Genomic DNA, 17,860 nt, shown 5'->3' with positions numbered 1-17,860 from the left:
TGCCCCGACGCTTGCGCGGACGTTTTTGCGCGGCGGCGCCGGGATGCAGCGATGGCGATAAGCAATACCGAATCGATTGGTTCGCGATCGGCGGGACAGGCGCGAAGATCGTCCGTCTTCATTCGTATGACCGCCATCCATCCCTTTCTATCGCCATGAAAATCCGCTTGATCCCGCCCGCCGCGCGTCGCGCGCGCAACGCGTCGCCGTTCGCGAGCGCGCTTCGCTGCATCGCCGCGTCGCTGATGCTGGCCGGGGCCGCGTCGCATGCGCTTGCCGCACCGGCCGGCAGCACGCTCGTGTTCTGCAGCGAAGGCAGCCCGGCCGGTTTCGATCCCGGCCAGCACACGACCAGCACCGATTTCGACGCGAGTACGCATACGATCTACAACGAACTCGTGCAGTTCCGGCGCGGCACGCTCGATCTCGAGCCGGGCCTGGCGACCAGTTGGGACGTGTCGGCCGACCAGCGCATCTACACGTTCCACCTGCGGCGCGGCGTGAAATTCCAGACGACCGCATGGTTCAAGCCGACCCGCCCGTTCCAGGCCGACGACGTGGTCTTCACGTTCCGCCGGATGCTCGATCGCGACGATCCGTTCCGCAAGGCTTACCCGGTCAGCTTCCCGTACTTCAGCGACCTCGGCTTCGACCGCAATATCGAGCGCATCGAAAAGGTCGACGACTATACGGTGCGCTTCGCGCTGAAAGCGCCCGACGTCGTGTTCGTGCGCAATCTCGCGATGGCCTTCGCGTCGATCCTGTCGGCCGAGTATGCGTCGCAGCTGGCCGCGCGCCATCGCGAGGCCGACATCAACCAGTTCCCGGTCGGCACGGGCCCGTTCCAGTTGCGCGCATACCAGAAGGACGCGGTGATCCGCTACGACGCGAATCCCGACTACTGGAAGCCCGACGACGTGAAGCTCGCGCATCTGGTGTTCTCGATCACGCCCGACCCGGCGACGCGCCTGCACAAGCTGACCGGCGGCGAGTGTCAGGTGTCGGTGTTCCCGCGCCCGACCGATCTCGACACGGTGCGGCGCAACCCGTCGCTCACGCTGTTTTCGGCGATGGGGTTCAACGTCGGCTTCGTCGCGTACAACACGCAGCATCCGCCGCTCGATCGCGTCGACGTGCGGCGCGCGCTCGACATCGCGATCGACAAGGCCGCGATCCTGAAAACGGTCTTCAACGGCGACGCGACGATCGCGACGAACCCGATGCCGCCGGCGCAATGGTCGTACAACCCGCGCCTGAAGGATGCGCCGCACGATCCGGCCGCCGCGAAGGCGCTGCTGGCGCGCGCGGGGTTCCCGAACGGCTTCGAGCTGACGCTGTGGGCGATGCCCGTGCAGCGTCCGTACAACCCGAACGCGCAGCTGATGGCGCAACTGATCCAGCAGGACTGGGCGAAGATCGGCGTGCGCGCGAAGATCGTCAGCTACGAATGGGGCGAATACAACCGGCGCTCGAAGCAGGACGGCCAGCACGACGCGATCCTGTACGGCTGGTCGGGCGACAACGGCGATCCCGACAACTGGCTCGGCGCGCTGCTCGGCTGCGACGCGGTGCACGGCAGCAATCTCGCGAAGTGGTGCAACGCCGATTTCGAGCGGCTCGTCGACGCGGCGCGCACGAATGCCGACGTCGCGAAGCGCACGGCGCTGTACGAGCAGGCGCAGGTCGTGTTCAAGGATCAGGTGCCGTTCACGCCGATCGCGACGTCGATCGTGTCGCTGCCGGTGTCGAAGCGCGTGCACGGGCTCGCGTTTTCGCCGCTCGGCGGCCATCGGTTCGACGGCGTGTGGCTCGATTGAAGCGCAGCGGTTCGATGTATCGATGGGCTGACGACGACGGACCGGCGCGCCGGTCCGTGCCCGCGTCGCACGTCAGTTGAGCGCGACCGCCGCCGCGGTTTCCACCGGCGAGCCTTCGAGCGCGACCGACGGTCGTCCGTCCGGGCCGACCGGCACGTCGCCGACGAGCGTGGTGCGGTAAAGCTGGCGATCGAAGTCGAGATCGAAGATGTCGACGGGCGCGAGATGCGCGGTCGCGCGGTTGTCCCAGAACGCGATGCTGCGCGGTTCCCACTTGAAGCGGATCGTGAATTCCGGCCGCGTCACGTGTTCCCACAGCAGTTCGAGCAGCGCCTGGCTTTCGCGCGGCGTCAGCCCGACGATCGATTTCAGGAAACTCGGGCTCACGTACAGCGCGCGCTCGCCGGTCTCCGGATGGACGCGCACGAGCGGGTGTTCGGTCACGAGCGGGCGCCGCTCGACGGCTTCGTCGAAGGCGCCGGTCGCGCGGGCGCCGGCCGGCGGCGTGAAGCGGTGAATGCCGCGCAGGCCGTCGACGAAGCCGCGCAGCGGCGCCGACAGCGTCTCGTACGCGCGCACGAGATTGTGGTCCACTGCGTGTCGCCGCCGTACGGCGGAATCGTCACGCCGCGCAGGATCGACGCCCACGGCGGATTCACGGCCGCGGTGACGTCGGTATGCCAGCCGGTCCACGGCCGTCGCACCGGCTCGCCTTCGAAGCGCGTCGCCTTGCGGTGCTTCGCGATCGAATAGACGGCAGGGTGTCCGTCGACATGCCCGAACACCGGGTGGCCGACCGTCGGCTCGCCGAACTGCGCGGAGAACGCGACGTGCTGCTCGTGCGTGAGGAATTGTTCGCGGAAGAAAATCACGCGCCATTTCAGCAGTGCGTGGCGGATCGCGGCGATCTGCGGCGTGGTCAGCGGCTGGGTCAGGTCGACGCCGCGAATCTCCGCGCCGATGTGGGCGGACAGCGGAATCACGTCGACCGGCTGGCCGGCGGGTTCGAGTAGGGCGCTCATGCGACGCTCCTGGCGGAAGTGAACGGAACGAACGGCCGACATCGCGACGGGCTGGCGAGCCGGTTTGGCGGGCGAGGATGCATGGTCGGGTTTCCGGTCATGGCGACGGTGACGGGCCGCTGCGCCGTGCAGGCGGGAACGGCGACGCGCTGCCGTTCCCGCCCGCGCGACGCGCATTACTGCAGCGTGGCGCCCGGCCCCTTCAGCACCACGCTTTGCCGGCCGTCGATGCCGACCGGCACGTCGCCGTGAACGGTCGCGCGGCGCACGACGCGGCGCGCATCGCCGTAGTCGTTGATCGCGTAATGCTGGGTCGCGCGGTTGTCCCAGATCGCGACGTCGCCTTCCTGCCAGCTCCAGCGCACGGTGTTCTCGAGGCGCGTCACGTGTTCGTGGAAGACCTGCAGCAGATGCGCGGAGTCCTGCGTCGACAGGCCCTTGATTCGCTGCACGAAGTGGCCGAGCACGAGCGTGCGCTCGCCCGTTTCAGGATGCACGCGCACGACCGGATGCTCGGTCTCGTAGACGGTCGACGTGAACACTTCGCGGTAGCGCTTCAGCTGCGTTTCGTCGGCGTGCACGTGGGTCGACGCGTAGTCGTACGCATTCGTATGGACGGCCCACAGCGTATCGGCGAGCGTGCGCAGCGTGTCGGGCAGATGCGCATACGCGGCGGCCGTGTTGGCCCACACCGTGTCGCCGCCGACCGGCGGGATCACGACGCCGCGCAGGATCGAGATCTTCGGGTACGCATCGACGAAGGTCACGTCGGTATGCCACGAGTTGGCGCGTGCGCCGTGCGCGGAATCGAGTTCGAGCAGATGCGCGCTGCCGTCGACGGACGGCACGGTCGGATGCGCGACCGTGTCGCCGAAGCGGCGCGCGAACGCTTCCTGCGCGGCGTCGTCGAGATGGCGCTGGCCGCGGAAGAACAGCACCTTGTGGCGCAGCAGCGCGGCCTGGATCGCGTCGAACGTCGCATCGTCGAGCGTGGCCGACAGCCGCACGCCGGAGATTTCGGCGCCGATCCGGCCGGCGACCTGGCGAAGCTGGAGCGGGGCGGCGGCCGTACGCGGCGCGGCATGCGATGACGGGTGAGCGGCGTGCTGGACTTCGGACATCGGGAGTCTCCTGAGGTGAGGGCGTTCGGGCTTCCATTCAAGCAGGGACCGCGCGGAACCGGAACCGATCAATCGTCACAACCTTAGCGTGCGGACGAGAACGATCGATATGCGCGGGAATGCGATGCAATGGCGCGTGCGTGTGCGCCTACCATGCGAGCCGCCATGCGCCGATCCGCTGCGCGTGCGACGCATCGGTCCGCGCGGGCGTGCCGCCCGGCCGGTCGTCGTCGTGTGCGTCGCTATCGTCGAAATCGGCGAGCACCGTGTCGCGCAGCCGCGCGAAGGCCGGCGAATCGCGGCGGCGCGGGCGCGGCAGCGCGACGTCGACGATGCGCTCGATGCGGCCGGGGCGCGGCGCCATCGTGACGACGCGATCGCCGAGATAGACGGCTTCGTCGACGTCGTGCGTGACGAGGATCATCGTGATGCGTTCCTGTTCCCAGATGCGCAGCAGTTCGTTCTGCATGCGCGTGCGCGTCTGCGCGTCGAGCGCGCCGAACGGCTCGTCGAGCAGCAGCACGCGCGGACGGTTCACGAGGCCGCGCGCAATCGCGACGCGCTGCGCCATGCCGCCGGACAACTGGTTCGGATATGCGTGCTCGAAGCCGTTCAGCCCGACCAGCGCGATGTGGTCCGCAACCGCGCGGCGTTTCTGCGGCGCATCGAGCGGCGCGTTGCGCAGCGCGGCCTCGATGTTCTGCGCGACGGTCAGCCACGGGAACAGCCGATGGTCCTGAAACACGATGCCGCGCTGCAGCGACGTGTCGCGCACGATCTCGTCGCCCGCGCGGATCTCGCCCGCGTAGTCGGTGTCGAGCCCCGCGATCAGCCGCAGCAGCGTCGACTTGCCGCAGCCGCTCGCGCCGACGATCGTGACGAATTCGCCGGCGCGTACGTGCAGCGACACGTCGTCGAGCACGGCGAGCGACGCGCCGCGCTGCGCGTAGCGTTTGCTTACGTGGAGGATGTCGAGCGAATCGGAGGCGAGGGTCGTCATGGCGGAGCAGGCGTAGCAAGTCACGGGGAAAAGGGACGATCAGGCGTTCAGGTCGCCGCGCCGCGCGAGCACCTTGCGCTCGATCGCGCGGGCGATCGCGTTCAGCGCCCATCCGGTCGCGCCGACGACGATGATCCCGAACAGCACGAGATCCATCCGGAACTGCTCGCTGCCGTCGATCAGCGTGTTGCCGATGCCGCTGCCCGCGACGAGCAGGTATTCGGCGCCAAGCGTCGCGAGCCACGAATAGATGAGGCCGAGATACAGTCCGGTGAAGATCGACGGCAGCGCGGCGGGCAGGATCACGTGGCGCACGAGCTGAAGCCGCGAATAGCGCAGCGCGCGGGCGACGTCGACGTACGCGCGCGGCACCGCGTGAATGCCGTCGCAGGTATGCGCGGCGACCGGCAGCAGCGCGGCGAGCGACAGGAACACGACCTTCGCGACGTCGCCGAGGCCGAACCACACGGAGATCAGCGGGATCCACGCGAACAGCGAGATCTGCTTGAAGGTGTCGAAACTCGGGCCGACGATGCGCGTCGCGATGCGCGACAGCCCGAGCGCGGCGCCGAGCAGCAGCCCGCCCGTCGCGCCGATCGCGAAGCCGCATGCTTCGCGCGCAAGCGACGCCGACAGCGCGCGGACCAGCGCGCCGCTCGCGATCTGCGTCCATGCGGTGCGCAGCACGTCGGCGGGGCTGACGAGCAGCCCGCTGTTGATCAGGTGCGCAGAAGCGATCGCCCACCAGATCGCAACCGCGGCCAGCGGCAGCACGAGGCCGCGCCAGTCGGGTGCAGGGCGGCGTCGCGTCACGACGGTAGCACGCTGCGCGTCGTGCGATATCGGCGTGGCGGAATGCGGCATGACAGGACTCCTCGGGAAGCGCGGCGCACAGCGTCAGCCGCGAAACGCGGACGGCACGCCGCGACGCAGGCGCGCTTCGAGCGCATCGAGCAGCCGGTTGATCAGCAGGCCGACCGCGCCGACCACGACGACGGCGGCCATCACGAGATCGAGCTGGAACAGTTGCCGGCCGTACACGATCAGGTAGCCGAGCCCTTCCGACGACGCGACGAGCTCGACGACGACGAGCGCGAGCCACGATTTCGTGAACGCGAGCCGCACGCCGGTCGCGAGCGTCGGCACGGCGGCCGGCAGCACGACGTGGACGATGCGCTGCCTGCGCGTGTAGCCGAACCCGCGCGCAACCTCGTCGAGCGCGGCGGGCGTCTGACGAAAGCCTTGCAGCGTGCTCAGCGTGACCGGCACCAGCGCCGCATGCGCGATCAGCAGGTACTTCAGCGGCTCGCCGACGCCGACGAGCAGCAGCAGGAACGGCAGCCAGCCGAGCACCGGAATCTGCACCAGCGCATTGAAGCTCGGCAGCACGTACGCTTCGAACGTGCGCGACAGGCCGAGCGCCGCGCCGATCGCGAAACCGAGCAGCGTGCCGGCCGCGAACCCGACCAGCACGCGCTGCAGGCTGATCAGCGTATGGCGCAGCAGATCGCCGCTCGCCGCGAGTTCGGCGAGCGCCTGATAGACCTGCTCGGGCGGCGGCAGGATCTGCGGCGCGATCCAGCCGCGCGCGCTGCCTACGCTCCATAGCGTGAACAGCAGCGCCGGCAGCGCCCACGGCGCGAGCAGCCACGCCAGCCGCTTCACGGTTGTACGACGGCGCGGCGACGCGCCGAGCGCATGCGGGTCGGACGACGGGATCGGGATCGCGGTGTCGCTCATCGGCGGATTCCGGTTCAGGACAGCGGCTTGCCGGACGCGTCGTAGCGCGGCCAGTACTGTTCGAGCTTCTGCGCACGCAGTGCATTGTCGAGATACTTCGGCTCGAACCAGCCGTCGACGTCGACGGGCTGGCGGATCAGCTTCAGTCGCAGCGCATCCTGTGCGACGGCCTTGTAGCGCGCGACCAGGAACGGGTCGATCAGCGGCGACAGGCGGTCCTTCAGGCGCTGGTTCGCATAGTCGGCCTGCCACGACGACACCGGCACGCCGCTCTTCGCCCACAGCCTGAACAGCGCGTCGCGGTTCGCTTCGTCGGACGACCAGCGCGCGCCTTTGACGACCGCGTCGACCACGCGCTGCACGATGTCCGGATGCGCGCGCTCGAAGTCGTCGAGCACGAGCAGGTGGGTCTGGCGCGTGAACTGCGGGCCGTCGTTCTGCGATTCGTAGATGATCTTCGCGAGCCCCGCGTCGCGCAGCTTGTACAGCTGGTAGTCGTTCACCGACGCGTCGATGCCTTTCGACGCGAGCGCGGCCAGCGCGCTCGCGGTGTCGAGGTTGGTCACGCGCAGGTCGCGTTCATCGAGCCCGTTCTTCGCAAGTGCGTTGTCGGCGACGAGCTGCAGGTTCGTGCCGCGGAAGATCGATACGCGACGGCCCTTCAGGTCCTTGATCGACTTGATGTCGGAATCCGGCGGCACCGCGATCTTGACGCCCGAGCGCACGCTGGTGGCGAGCAGCAGATGCGTCTTGAGCCCGTTGGCGCGCGCGAGCACGGCGGGCAGGTCGCCCTGGTACGCGAAGTCGAGCGCCTTGTTGGCGATCGCTTCGTTGACGGCCGGCCCGGCGCCCTTGAAGAACAGCCACTGCACCTTGATGCCGTCGGCCGCGAATTCCTTTTCGACGAGCTGCTGCAATTGCACGGTCGCCGCGGACGATCCGCCGAAGGTCGGCGGATCGCCGGCGCCTTGCTGCGCGACGCCGATGCGGATGGTGGCGGGCTTGTCCGCGTGCGCGGCGGCGGCCGGCAGCGCGAAGACGGAGGCGATCAGCAGCGATCGCAGCAGACGCAGTGGAAGCATGGATCGATCGGAGTGGAAACGTTAGGGGAACGAAACCGGGCGCGAGCCCGTCGGGTCATTCTCGATGACGCTCCGGGCGCGGACAAGCAACGATTTGAACTATGCTTATCGCGTTGGCGCGGGGGATCAAAGACGGTGGCGGGGAAACGCGATGCGCGTGTCGCCGCCGGACACGAAGCGGAGGCGGGCATGCAAGTCGAGGACCTGACAGGCGCGGCGCTGGATTACTGGGTGGCGATGGCCGAAGATCGCGCCGCGCCGCGCGTCGATGCGTCGGGGTGCACGGTGGTTGGCGAGCCGGGCGGCGTGGCGGTGCCGTTCGCGCCGTCGTCGTCTTGGGCCGACGGCGGCCCGATCGTCGAGCGGCTGCCGTTTGCCGCGTTCGAGCGCGACGGCGCGCGCGGCCCGTGGCGCGCCGTGCTGCATCGCGCGGTGCCGGCCGCGGGCGAGCGCTGCACATTCAACCAGTCGGGCCCGACGCTGCTGGTCGCCGCGATGCGCACGCTGGTTGCGTCGACGTTCGGCGACGACGTGCCGGATCTCGACATGACGCGGCCGCGCCGCGCGCCGCCTTCGGTATGACGAATTCGATCTTGCGAACCCGAACCGTCCGTTTCCGCTCCTAGCCCGCCTGGGGCGCGCCCAGGTTCCGGATCGCGATCGACGCGACGTCGACCCGCTTCGGCAGGATCGCATCCGCCGCCGCGCGATCCGCGACGCGTTGCAGCACGTCGATGTCGGCGGCCGCATCGGGCGGCAGGCGCGTCAGCGATGCATAGACGCTCGCGTAGTCGGCCGGATGCGTCAGCGCCCATTGACCGGCGCGCGTGAGCCGCGCGAGCACGTCGGCGAGCGCCGCGCGTTTCGCACGATCGTTCAGCGTGTCGACCGGCGACGTGAGAAACGCGAGTCCGGAGTTGATGCCGCTGCCGTCGCGCACGACGCGCGCGCCGCGTCGCACCACATGCCCGTAGTACGGATCGAAGGTCGCCCAGATCGCGATCTGGCCGGCCTCGAATGCGGCGAACGCATCGACGGGCAGCACGAAGCGCACGTCGACGTCGGCGGGCGCGAGGCCGTGTTCGCGCAGCGCGCCGTACAACTGGTACTGGGAGATGCTGCCGCGCGCCGACGATACGACGACGGCGCGTCCCTTCAGGTCGGCGACCGTGCGGACCGGCGAGTCGGGCTGCACGACGATGCCGAGCGACGCCGGCGAGCCGACGCGGGTCGCGACGATGCGCAGCGCCGGATCGCCGAGCGCGGCGGTCAGCACCGGCAGGTCGCCGGCCGGTGCGAGATCGATCGCGCCCGCGCGCTGCGCTTCGAACAGCGGCGCGGCGCCCTGGAAATTCGCCCAGCGGAACCGGTACGGCGCGCCGTCGAGCACGCGCGCGGCCTCCGCGAGTGCGCGCAGGCCGCCGGCCTGGTCGCCGAGCACCAGCGTGACGTTCGACAGATCCTGCGCCGCAGCGCGGGCGGGCAGCGCGCGACCGGCGAGCGGCGCGGCGGCGAGTGCCGCGAGACGCAGCAGCGTGCGGCGGCGGGCGACGGAAGGGGCGTGATGCATCGGCGGCGTGTCCTCGATGATCCGCGCGTTCGTGGCGCGGCTGCCGGGCAGCTTACGGAATCGGTTTCCCGCCGGCAAACATCGAATCGTGAAATGCATATTCGGGCGGAGCGGGTGCGTGGCGGCCGAGGCTTGCATGCACACACGCGGGCCGGCAGCGCGAAGTTCGCGTGGAATGTGCCGCGACGGCGCGACGGGCGCCGGTGATATTGGCGGCGGTCACGCGCGTTCGTCATCGGCCCGTGCATAGCCGACGCGGATTACGCGGCCGGCACGACCGTCTTCAGGAAAGCGCGCACTGCCGGCGCTTTTTCGAACCGCCGATGCGCGAGCGCGAGTTCCGACATGATCGGCTTGCCCGCGATCGGCCGGTAGACGACGCCCGGCAGCGACACGCAGTCGGCGAGCGCATCGGGAATCACCGCGACCCAGCCGTTCACGGACACGCAGGCGAGCACCGCGAGCAAGCCGCCCGGCCGCGCGGCGATCACCGGCGCGAAGCGGCCGCGGCGCGCGACTTCGAGCGTGCCCAGCTCCTGCTCCGGCACCGCGAAGCGCGCATCGGCGAGGTCGGCGGCGCGCACGGTCGCCATCGACGCGTAACGCGAATCGGCCGGCACCGCCGCGACGAATACGTCGCGCTGCAGCGTGACGATCCGCAGGCCGCCCGGCAGCGCCAACGGCGGCCGCACATACGCGAGATCGAGCCGGCCGGCGTCGAGCTGCCGCGCGACGTCGTCCATCGGCACTTCGCGCAGGGCCAGTTCGATGCGCGGATGCGCGGCGCGAAACGCGCCGACCGTGCGCTGCAAGGTGCCCGAATAGACGGCGGACGACACATAGCCGATCTCGATGCGGCCGAGCTCGCCGCGCTCGGCCAGCGCCGCGAGCTCGCGGCCGCGCCGCAGATGCTCGAACGCGGCGCTCGCCTCGCCGAGGTAGGCCTCGCCCGCCGCGCTCAGCGTGACCGCGCGCCGCGACCGGTGAAACAGCCGCACGCCGAGCAGGCGCTCGGCTTCCTGGATCTGTCGCGTGAGTGCGGGCGGCGCCATGTCGAGCGCCTCGGCCGCGCGAGCGAAGTGCAGATGCTGCGCGACGCTCAGGAACGCGCGGACGTGACGGAATTCGAGCCGGTCCATGATTGCAGGATTCGTCAATAAAACAGCGTGGGAGTGTCAATGACAGGCAATACCGGGCAAGCCTAGCATACGGCTCGTCCATCCTGTCCCGGAGTCGTCGATGTCCCTTTCTTCACCGGCGCCAGCCACGACGCGCGCGGGCCCCCGCATGCCGGCCGCCGCGACGCTTGCCGTCGCGTCGGCCACCTGCTCGCTGATCGTGCTCGACACGAACGTCGTCGCGGTGTCGTTGCCGAGCATCGCGCGCAGCTTTCATGCGAGCTTCGCCGACATCGAATGGGTCGTCAGCGCCTACATGACGGCGTTCGCCGCGTGCCTGCTGCCGGCCGGCGGCCTTGCCGACCGCTTCGGCCGCAAGCGGATGCTCGGCATCGGCCTTGCGCTGTTCGCGATCGCGTCGCTCGGCTGCGGCATCGCGCCCTCGGCCGGCTGGCTGATCGCCGCGCGCGCGACGAAGGGCGCGGGCGCCGCGCTGCTGCTGACGGCCGCGCTCGCGGTGATCGCGAACCGTTTCCCGGACGGTCGCGAACGCGCGCGCGCATGGGCGGTGTGGGGCATGTGCATGGGTATCGCGACGGCCGTCGCGCCGCTCGTTGGCGGTGCGATCACGCAGTGGATCGGCTGGCGCTGGGTGTTCCTGCTGAATCTGCCGGTCTGCGCGCTGCTGGCGGCCGGTGCGCGTGTCGCGATCGACGAGTCGCGCGATCCGCACGCGAAGCGCGTGGACTTTGCCGGCAGCCTGCTGTTCGGCGCGGCGCTCGCCGGCGCGATCGCGGCGCTGATCGGCGCGCCGTCGCACGGCTGGCTGTCGGCGGCGACGCTCGGCCGGCTCGCGCTCGCCGCCGTGCTGTTCGCGGCCTTCGTCGGCGCGGAACGCTGGCAGGCGCGGCCGATGATCGATCTCGCGCTGTTCCGCGAGCCGCGCTTCGTCGGCGCGGTGCTCGCGATGTTCGGCTATGCGGCCTGCGCGCAGGTGATGATGACGTTCCTGCCGCTGTACCTGCAGAACGCGTTCGGGATGTCGGCGATCGACGCAGGACTCGGGATGCTGCCGTTCGCGTTCGCGATGATCGCGGGACCGTCGCTCGGCGCGGCGCTGGGGGCGCGCGTATCGTCCGGCGGCGTGCTGGCCGGCGGGCTTGCGCTGATCGGCGCGGGCAATCTCGCGACCGCGGCGCTGACGGCGAGCGGCGAGTATCGATGGGTCGCCCTCGGCATGTTCGTGACCGGCTGCGGCGCGGGCATCATGAACGGCGACACGCAGAAGGCGATCATGGCGTGCGTGCCGCCGAACCGCACGGGGATGGCGTCGGGGATCAGCACGACGACGCGCTTCTCGGCGATCGTGACGGCTGTCGGCGTGCTCGGCGCGGTGCTGGCGGCTCGCACGCATGCGCAGCTCGACCGCCTGCTGGAGGCCGGGTCCGCGCTGCGCGGCAGCGTCGATGCACGATTCATGTCGAGCCTGCTGGCCGGCGATCTCGCGCAGGCGCTCGGGCGCGTGCCGGCATCGGCCGCCGGCGCGCTCGCGCAGGCCGCGCCGACGGCGTTCGCGCGCGGTTTCGGCGATACGCTCGTCGTGAGCGGCGTGCTGGCGCTCGGGGTTGCGGTGGTCGCATACCGGTTGCTTGCGCAGCCAATGCGCGCGGCGTGACGGGCGAAGCTCGCTGCGGTTCCGTTCGAGATGGCGCGACTTGGAACGCTGCGTACGCCTCAGTGCGACTTCGACGGCAGACGATGAGGACGCGACACGCGCGCGACGGGCGCGCGTGGTGCCTTGCCGCACTGCGTCGCATGCCGGCGACGCGGCGTGCGAGCGGGTTCCGGCGCGACCGCAGCGGCCGCTTTCGATGCCGGGATCGCAGCGACCGCCGGCTGCACAGCTTCCGCCCCGAGCCAGCTTTGCGTCGCTTCGGCAACCAGCCCGCGCAGCCAGTGCACGCCTTCCACGCACGAGCCCGCTTCGTTCCACGTCATCCGGTACGCGATGTCGGGCGGATCGGCCGGCAACGCGACGACGCCGAGCGGCAGCAGTTTCGCGTAATGCCGCGCGAGCCGGTAGGTGGTGGTCAGCAGCAGGTCCGAGCGCACGAGTGCGTGCGCGGCGAGTTCGAAGTGCGGCAGCGTGACGACGATCCGCCGCTGCAGGCCGACGCGTTCGAGCTGCCGGTCGATCGCGCCCGACGCTTCGAGCCACGACGGCGTCGGGCACAGCTGCGGCGCATTGGCGAAGTCGGCGGCCGTCATCGTGCCGCGTCGCGCGAGCGGATGCGTGGCGCGCATCAGGCATACGACGCGATCGTCGAACAGGTGGTCCTGCCGAAACCGCGACAGCCGGGCAGGGCGGTTGTCGATCACGAGGTCGAGTTCGCCGTCGGCGAGTGCGCGCTCGTCGTCGAAGCCGTCGCCGAGCGGATGGAACACGAGCTGCGCGTTCGGCGCGCGTTCGCGGAACAGCGCGACGAGCTTCGGCACGAACAGCACGTTCAGGTAGTCGGGGCAGCCGATCCGGTAGGTGCGCACCGACGTGCGCGCATCGAATCTAGGCTGCTGGATGCGGATGAAGTCGATCACACGCAGCGCGTTGCGCAGCGGTTCGATCAGCCGCGCGCCGAATTCGGTCGGCACCATCCCGTAGCGGCTGCGCACCAGCAGCGGATCGCCGAGCAGCGTGCGCAGCCGCTTCAGCGCGGCGCTGGTCGCCGGCTGCGACATGTTGAGCCGCACGGCCGCGCGCGACACGGTGCGCTCGGTCAGCAGCACGAGCAGGATGCGCATCAGGCGCGCATCGAGTACGTCGAGCGCGTTCGTGGTATCGAACGCGCCGGCCGGGCAGGCGTGCGGATCTAGCGCGTCCCGCATGGCGATGATCCTCCCCGCGACACGCGGCCCGCACGCATGGCAACGGCCGGCCGGCGGCGCATCATTTCGCGAAGCTGGCCGGCCAGCCGACGATGCGCTTCGGACGCGGCGGCGCGTACGTGCGCACCTTCGACGTCTTCAGCTTCAGGCGCACCAGCGCTTCGGCGAGCGCCACCGCGGCCGACACGCCGTCGACGACCGGCACGCCCGTGCATTCCTCGATCTGCCGGTCGAGGCCGGCCATTCCGCCGCAGCCGAGGCAGATCACTTCCGCGCGATCGTCCTTCACCGCGCGCTGCGCCTGCTCGACGATCGCTTCGATCGCGCGGGCCGGGCTCTCCTCGAGTTCGAGCACCGCGAGGCCGCTCGCGCGCACCGACGCGCAGCGTGCGTCGAGCCCGGCGAGCTTCAGGCGATCCTCGATCAGCGGCACCGTGCGGTCGAGCGTCGTGACGACCGAGTAGCGATGGCCGAGCAGCATCGCGACCCCGGCCGCCGCTTCGGTGATGTCGACGACCGGCACCGTCAGCAGTTCCTGCAGGCCTTCGCGGCCGTGTTCGCCGTAGCCGGCCTGGATCACCGCGTCGTACGGTTCGTCGTAGCTCAGCACGCGATCCATCACGGCGATCGCCGCGAGATAGCTTTCGAAGTTGCCTTCGACCGATTCGGCGCCGAAGCGCGGCGTCAGCCCGACGATCTCGGTGCCGGGCGACGCGGCCGCGCGCGCCTGCGCGGCGATCGCGTCGGTGATCGACTCGGTCGTGTTGACGTTAACTATCAGGATCCTCATCGGCGACTCCGTATTTCCCTGTTGCATGTGTTCGAGGTTCAGTGCTGCGCGCAGGCGACCGCAATGTGCTCGCCGGAGCGCTCTTCGTATTCGCGCTTGCGATCGGCGCTCAGCCAGTACACGCTGCCCGCGACGGCCGCGCCGAGCAGCCACGAGAACGGCGTCATCGCGCTGAACGCGGGCACGACCGCGAGCGTGATCGAGATCAGCGCGGACGGCACCAGCGCCGCGAGCGCCTTGCGGTTCACGCCGCGCGTGTAGAAGTAAGTGCCGGTCGGCGCTTCGGTATAGAGGTCGGGCACGTTCACGCGCTGCTTGCGCACGAGCCAGTAGTCGACCGTGATGATCCCGTACAGCGGCCCGAGCAGCGCGCCGAGGCCCGACAGGAAATAGACGATCACGACCGGGCTGTTGTACAGGTTCCACGGCAGGATCAGCACCGCGACCGTCGCGCTGATCAGGCCCGCGCGGCGGAACGTCAGCCGGTGCGGCGCGAGGCTCGTCAGCACGAACGCGGGCGCGACGAAGTTCGCCATGATGTTGACGGCGACCGTCACGATCAGGAACGCGAGGCAGCCGAGCACGAGGAACAGCTTGTTCGGCACGGTCGCGATGATTTCGGTCGGGCTGTGGATCACCTGACCGTTGAGCTTGAACTGCGCGCCCGCGAGCACGAAGCTGATGGTCGCGAACACGAGGATGTTGACGGGCAGGCCCCAGAAATTGCCGACGCGCACCGTCTTCGCGCTCGGCGACGAGCGTGCGAAATCGCAGAAGTTGAGCACCAGCGTGCCGTAGATCGCCAGCCACAGCGAGCCGCCCGCGAACACTTCCGTCCAGGCCTTCAGGCCCGTCAGCGGCGCGCCGATCGACAGCGCGAGATGGCCGCCGGTGCGGCTGAACATCCACGCGGCGAGCGACAGCGTCGTGACGAGGATGATCGGGCCGGCCAGCGCCTCGTACTTGCGGACCATCTCCATCCCGTACGCGAGGATGCCGATCTGCACGAACCAGATCGCGACGAACGTGATCCAGCCGAGCGACGACAGGCCGAGCACCGCGTTCCGGTCGAACGCGGCGAGGCCCGGCCAGATCGCGGTGAGCAGCACGCGCAGCACGACCGACGCGAGATAGGTCTGGATACCGAACCATGCGATCGCGATCACCGCGCGGATCATCGCGGGCAGCAGTGCGCCATAGATGCCGAAGCTCATCCGGCTGATCACCGGAAACGGCACGCCGGTTTTCTGGCCCATGTAGCCGGTCAGGTTCATGAAGCAGTAGACGAGCACCGCGCCGATCGCGAGCGATGCGAGCATCTGCCAGCCCGACAGGCCGAGCGCGAACAGCCCGATCGCGAACGAATAGTTCGCGATGTTGTGCACGTCGTTGGTCCACAGCGCAAAGATGCTGTAGCGGCCCCAGGTCCGGCCCTCGGCCCGGGTCGGCGCGAGATCGGGGTTGTGCAGCCGCGGGCTCAGCGCAGGGTCGCGCGCGGCCGCGTCGGTTCGATGCGATGCGTCGTCCGCGCCGAGCATGATGCCCGCGCGGTGGGTGGCTTCCAGTTGCACGCCGGTGTCTCCTTCCATGTTCGGGGCGCGAACCGGCCGCGTATGCACGCAACGCTCGCCCGGCCACCGTGGATGTTATGTGTCGGATTCGTACGCGAGTATGGGCGGGCGTCGGAGCGATGGGAAATTAAATATTCGCGTGGCCGGCATTCGGAAAATGAATGGGGGTGGATCGACGACGGCTTCGCTGTGGCGGACGGCGGCGGTACGCGAATTGCTTGTAATCGGGTTCCATCCACACGACATCGGCAGGAGGTGTCATGCAGCGATATTCACTTCGTCACGTATCGCGTGCCGTGTTCGCCGGCATCCTGATCGCAGGCCTGGCGGCAGGTGCGGGCTGTCAGAAGAAGGCCGACACCGGCGACACGAGTTCAGGCCAGAGCGCCACGGGCGGCATGTCGCCCGCGCCGTCCACCGCGCCGGGCGCCGGGGCGAGTGCGCCGGGCGCGGCTTCGTCGCCGAGCGGCGCGAGCGGCGGCTGACGGGCGCGTTCGCGGACGGTGTGCCGGCCGCACCGCGGTGCGGTATGCCGTGCGATCGTGCCAGCCGGACACGTGCGCCGGGCGGCGCGCGTGGGGGCGCGCGCGTTTGAAAGATTTGCAAGGGCCGTTGTAGCGAATTCCGGACCGGCGGCGCGCCGGCTTGACGCGTGCGCACGCCGGCCGGACAAGGAGGTGCGATGCAGAACGCGGAATCGAATCCAACCCCGAAACAGCAGCAGGAAGCGGTGGCGAAAAGCCCCGTGAAGACGCCCGCGGCGGGCCACGACATGCCGGATGCGGCGACGCAGGCGGCCGAGGTCGCGCAGCATCGGCCGCTGTCGCCCGAGGCCATCGCGGCGAAGACGCCGACCGGCCTGCCGCCGATCGATACGAGCGCGCATGCGGTCGACAGCGGCGATCCCGTGCGCCGCGCGGCGGGCCGGATCGTGACGCTGGACAACGCGAACATGGCGATGACCGACAACACGGTCGACGTCGACGGCAAGGGCATGGAGGCGCGAACCGGCGCGTCCGAGTGGCACGACAACGTGATCTATTCGAATGCGTCGCTCGACGACAGCATCGATACGCCGGACGAAGGGCTCGGCGGCATCGAGAGCCGGCCGTCCGGCAACCTGCCGCAGATCGCGACGCGGCCGGGCTGGCGCGTGCGCCATGTCGGCGACGTGGACATCGAGCATGGCGACGGCACGCGCGCCGAGCATGTGATCCGTCTGGAGCGCGTCGACTGAGGTGCGGGCGGTCCGTCGGCCCCGGCGAATGCCGGGGCGTCGGGGCCGCGATATTCGCCGGCGTTACTGCGGTCCGAGTTCCTGCGCGGACGTATCGGCGTCGTTGCCCTGTGCGACGAGCACGTGGATGTCGTTCGGCGTCACGTCGCCGATGCCGCCCGACGGGATCGTCACGAGCAGCCAGTCGGCGTTGTTGTTCAGCGCGACCGGCGCAGTCTTCAGGATCGGCGTCTTGCTGCCGGCCGTCGTGACGATCACCTGGTAGTTGCCGCCGTTCAGGTAGACGGAATCCTGGCCCGAGGCCGGCGATGCGTTCTGATACGCGGCGCCGGACAGCGTCGGGCTTTGCGTCGTGATGTCGGTGCCGGGCGGCACGACGTAGACGTCGACGTTCTGCGCATTCGGCGACGCATTGAAGCTGCGCACGCGCGCCTTGTCGGACAGCAGCCCCTTCGCATACGGATCGTCGACGACCGAGATCGGCGACGACGTGCTCGGCAGCGCGATCGTCGTGTAGTGGTGACCGTTCGCGGCGCTGAACGACTGCGACGCGATGGTCGTCGTCGTGCCCGATACGTCGTAGCTGGCGTTCTGCGTGCCCGAGTCGACGTCGTGATAACGCGTGACGCCCTTGTACGCGACACCCGACGCATCGATCTTCGCATTCAGGTAGTAGTCGAGGTTCGGCCCGGCCGGCACCGCATTGATGAAGCGCGCCTGCGGCTTCGAGATGCCCAGCTCGGTCCCGACGTCGTTGCCGTCGCCGCCGCATGCCGCGAGCACGGAGATGACCGAGCACAGGGCCACTACAGTTCGGATTGATCTCATGTTTTTCCTCTCGTTCAGGGAACCTGCTTGCGATGCGGGATCGCCGCGCGGGGATTCGCGCGGGGCGCAGCGCCGGTTGAG

Annotated in this window: 16 protein-coding genes and 1 pseudogene; 5 read left to right on the top strand and 12 right to left on the bottom strand. The window is 69.6% G+C overall.

Annotated elements, in window-relative coordinates; translation table 11 throughout:
• Positions 1-155: 155 nt before the first annotated feature.
• Entirely contained in the window at positions 156-1,817 is a 1,662-nt protein-coding gene (locus BST28156_RS01320; RefSeq protein WP_174901250.1) for an ABC transporter substrate-binding protein, read from the top strand.
• 72 nt (positions 1,818-1,889) lie between these two features.
• Here the strand turns inward: BST28156_RS01320 and BST28156_RS01315 are convergent.
• The 6 genes and pseudogenes from BST28156_RS01315 to BST28156_RS01290 form a co-directional block, all read right to left on the bottom strand.
• Positions 1,890-2,839, bottom strand: a pseudogene (locus BST28156_RS01315) (TauD/TfdA dioxygenase family protein).
• A 176-nt stretch (positions 2,840-3,015) separates the two neighbouring features.
• A complete protein-coding gene (locus tag BST28156_RS01310; RefSeq protein ID WP_009690305.1) occupies positions 3,016-3,960 on the bottom strand; it encodes a TauD/TfdA dioxygenase family protein in 945 nt (314 codons plus the stop codon).
• Between the two features lie 148 nt (positions 3,961-4,108).
• Entirely contained in the window at positions 4,109-4,960 is an 852-nt protein-coding gene (locus BST28156_RS01305; protein WP_060243120.1) for an ABC transporter ATP-binding protein, read from the bottom strand.
• Positions 4,961-4,999: 39 nt separating this feature from the next.
• On the bottom strand, positions 5,000-5,824 hold the full coding sequence (locus BST28156_RS01300) for an ABC transporter permease (RefSeq protein WP_174901249.1): 825 nt from the start codon (positions 5,822-5,824) through the stop codon (positions 5,000-5,002).
• Positions 5,825-5,857: 33 nt separating this feature from the next.
• Positions 5,858-6,700, bottom strand: coding sequence for an ABC transporter permease (locus tag BST28156_RS01295; protein ID WP_060243125.1), 843 nt, complete (start codon positions 6,698-6,700; stop codon positions 5,858-5,860).
• A 14-nt stretch (positions 6,701-6,714) separates the two neighbouring features.
• Positions 6,715-7,782, bottom strand: a complete 1,068-nt coding sequence (locus BST28156_RS01290; protein WP_174901248.1) for an ABC transporter substrate-binding protein — start codon at positions 7,780-7,782, stop codon at positions 6,715-6,717.
• Between the two features lie 189 nt (positions 7,783-7,971).
• Here BST28156_RS01290 and BST28156_RS01285 point away from each other — a divergent pair, with 189 nt between their 5' ends.
• Entirely contained in the window at positions 7,972-8,364 is a 393-nt protein-coding gene (locus BST28156_RS01285; RefSeq protein WP_174901247.1) for a phage protein NinX family protein, read from the top strand.
• A gap of 40 nt (positions 8,365-8,404) precedes the next feature.
• Here BST28156_RS01285 and BST28156_RS01280 read toward each other — a convergent pair whose 3' ends face one another.
• Together BST28156_RS01280 and BST28156_RS01275 are read right to left on the bottom strand one after the other, a co-directional pair.
• Positions 8,405-9,352: an ABC transporter substrate-binding protein gene (locus BST28156_RS01280; protein WP_174901246.1), complete on the bottom strand. Its 948-nt coding sequence runs from the start codon at positions 9,350-9,352 to the stop codon at positions 8,405-8,407.
• Positions 9,353-9,612: 260 nt separating this feature from the next.
• Positions 9,613-10,491 (bottom strand): LysR family transcriptional regulator, encoded by an 879-nt coding sequence (locus tag BST28156_RS01275; RefSeq protein WP_174901245.1) that lies wholly within the window; start codon positions 10,489-10,491, stop codon positions 9,613-9,615.
• Between the two features lie 100 nt (positions 10,492-10,591).
• Here BST28156_RS01275 and BST28156_RS01270 point away from each other — a divergent pair, with 100 nt between their 5' ends.
• On the top strand, positions 10,592-12,145 hold the full coding sequence (locus BST28156_RS01270; protein ID WP_174901244.1) for an MFS transporter: 1,554 nt from the start codon (positions 10,592-10,594) through the stop codon (positions 12,143-12,145).
• Positions 12,146-12,204: 59 nt separating this feature from the next.
• Here BST28156_RS01270 and BST28156_RS01265 read toward each other — a convergent pair whose 3' ends face one another.
• The 3 genes from BST28156_RS01265 to BST28156_RS01255 form a co-directional block, all read right to left on the bottom strand.
• Positions 12,205-13,353, bottom strand: coding sequence for a LysR family transcriptional regulator (locus BST28156_RS01265; protein WP_174901243.1), 1,149 nt, complete (start codon positions 13,351-13,353; stop codon positions 12,205-12,207).
• A gap of 61 nt (positions 13,354-13,414) precedes the next feature.
• Complete coding sequence (locus tag BST28156_RS01260) at positions 13,415-14,143, bottom strand: aspartate/glutamate racemase family protein (RefSeq protein WP_174901242.1); 729 nt, start codon at positions 14,141-14,143, stop codon at positions 13,415-13,417.
• Positions 14,144-14,181: 38 nt separating this feature from the next.
• Positions 14,182-15,732 (bottom strand): NCS1 family nucleobase:cation symporter-1, encoded by a 1,551-nt coding sequence (locus BST28156_RS01255; RefSeq protein WP_174901241.1) that lies wholly within the window; start codon positions 15,730-15,732, stop codon positions 14,182-14,184.
• Between the two features lie 242 nt (positions 15,733-15,974).
• Between BST28156_RS01255 and BST28156_RS01250 the strand changes: the two genes are divergently transcribed.
• Together BST28156_RS01250 and BST28156_RS01245 are read left to right on the top strand one after the other, a co-directional pair.
• Entirely contained in the window at positions 15,975-16,199 is a 225-nt protein-coding gene (locus BST28156_RS01250) for a hypothetical protein (RefSeq protein WP_060243152.1), read from the top strand.
• Positions 16,200-16,396: 197 nt separating this feature from the next.
• Complete coding sequence (locus BST28156_RS01245) at positions 16,397-16,951, top strand: DUF3005 domain-containing protein (RefSeq protein ID WP_060243155.1); 555 nt, start codon at positions 16,397-16,399, stop codon at positions 16,949-16,951.
• A gap of 63 nt (positions 16,952-17,014) precedes the next feature.
• Here the strand turns inward: BST28156_RS01245 and BST28156_RS01240 are convergent, their stop codons facing one another.
• Positions 17,015-17,779, bottom strand: a complete 765-nt coding sequence (locus BST28156_RS01240) for a DUF4397 domain-containing protein (protein ID WP_060243157.1) — start codon at positions 17,777-17,779, stop codon at positions 17,015-17,017.
• Positions 17,780-17,860 lie beyond the last annotated feature (81 nt).

The organism is Burkholderia pseudomultivorans, from assembly GCF_902499075.1.
In the GTDB taxonomy this organism is placed as follows: Bacteria; Pseudomonadota; Gammaproteobacteria; order Burkholderiales; family Burkholderiaceae; genus Burkholderia; species Burkholderia pseudomultivorans.
Note: the sequence above shows the minus strand (reverse complement) of the source record. Positions and strands in the feature narration are given on the sequence as shown.

Bases quoted from the DNA above. Each gene is read 5' to 3' on its own strand.
- BST28156_RS01320 (WP_174901250.1), top strand. From the start codon at position 156: ATGAAAATCCGCTTGATCCCGCCCGCCGCGCGTCGCGCGCGCAACGCG.
- BST28156_RS01250 (WP_060243152.1), top strand. From the start codon at position 15,975: ATGCAGCGATATTCACTTCGTCACGTATCGCGTGCCGTGTTCGCCGGC.
- BST28156_RS01260 (WP_174901242.1), bottom strand. From the start codon at position 14,143: ATGAGGATCCTGATAGTTAACGTCAACACGACCGAGTCGATCACCGAC.
- BST28156_RS01240 (WP_060243157.1), bottom strand. From the start codon at position 17,779: ATGAGATCAATCCGAACTGTAGTGGCCCTGTGCTCGGTCATCTCCGTG.
- BST28156_RS01290 (WP_174901248.1), bottom strand. From the start codon at position 7,782: ATGCTTCCACTGCGTCTGCTGCGATCGCTGCTGATCGCCTCCGTCTTC.
- BST28156_RS01300 (WP_174901249.1), bottom strand. From the start codon at position 5,824: ATGCCGCATTCCGCCACGCCGATATCGCACGACGCGCAGCGTGCTACC.
- BST28156_RS01305 (WP_060243120.1), bottom strand. From the start codon at position 4,960: ATGACGACCCTCGCCTCCGATTCGCTCGACATCCTCCACGTAAGCAAA.
- BST28156_RS01285 (WP_174901247.1), top strand. From the start codon at position 7,972: ATGCAAGTCGAGGACCTGACAGGCGCGGCGCTGGATTACTGGGTGGCG.
- BST28156_RS01295 (WP_060243125.1), bottom strand. From the start codon at position 6,700: ATGAGCGACACCGCGATCCCGATCCCGTCGTCCGACCCGCATGCGCTC.
- BST28156_RS01275 (WP_174901245.1), bottom strand. From the start codon at position 10,491: ATGGACCGGCTCGAATTCCGTCACGTCCGCGCGTTCCTGAGCGTCGCG.
- BST28156_RS01270 (WP_174901244.1), top strand. From the start codon at position 10,592: ATGTCCCTTTCTTCACCGGCGCCAGCCACGACGCGCGCGGGCCCCCGC.
- BST28156_RS01255 (WP_174901241.1), bottom strand. From the start codon at position 15,732: ATGGAAGGAGACACCGGCGTGCAACTGGAAGCCACCCACCGCGCGGGC.
- BST28156_RS01265 (WP_174901243.1), bottom strand. From the start codon at position 13,353: ATGCGGGACGCGCTAGATCCGCACGCCTGCCCGGCCGGCGCGTTCGAT.
- BST28156_RS01280 (WP_174901246.1), bottom strand. From the start codon at position 9,352: ATGCATCACGCCCCTTCCGTCGCCCGCCGCCGCACGCTGCTGCGTCTC.
- BST28156_RS01245 (WP_060243155.1), top strand. From the start codon at position 16,397: ATGCAGAACGCGGAATCGAATCCAACCCCGAAACAGCAGCAGGAAGCG.
- BST28156_RS01310 (WP_009690305.1), bottom strand. From the start codon at position 3,960: ATGTCCGAAGTCCAGCACGCCGCTCACCCGTCATCGCATGCCGCGCCG.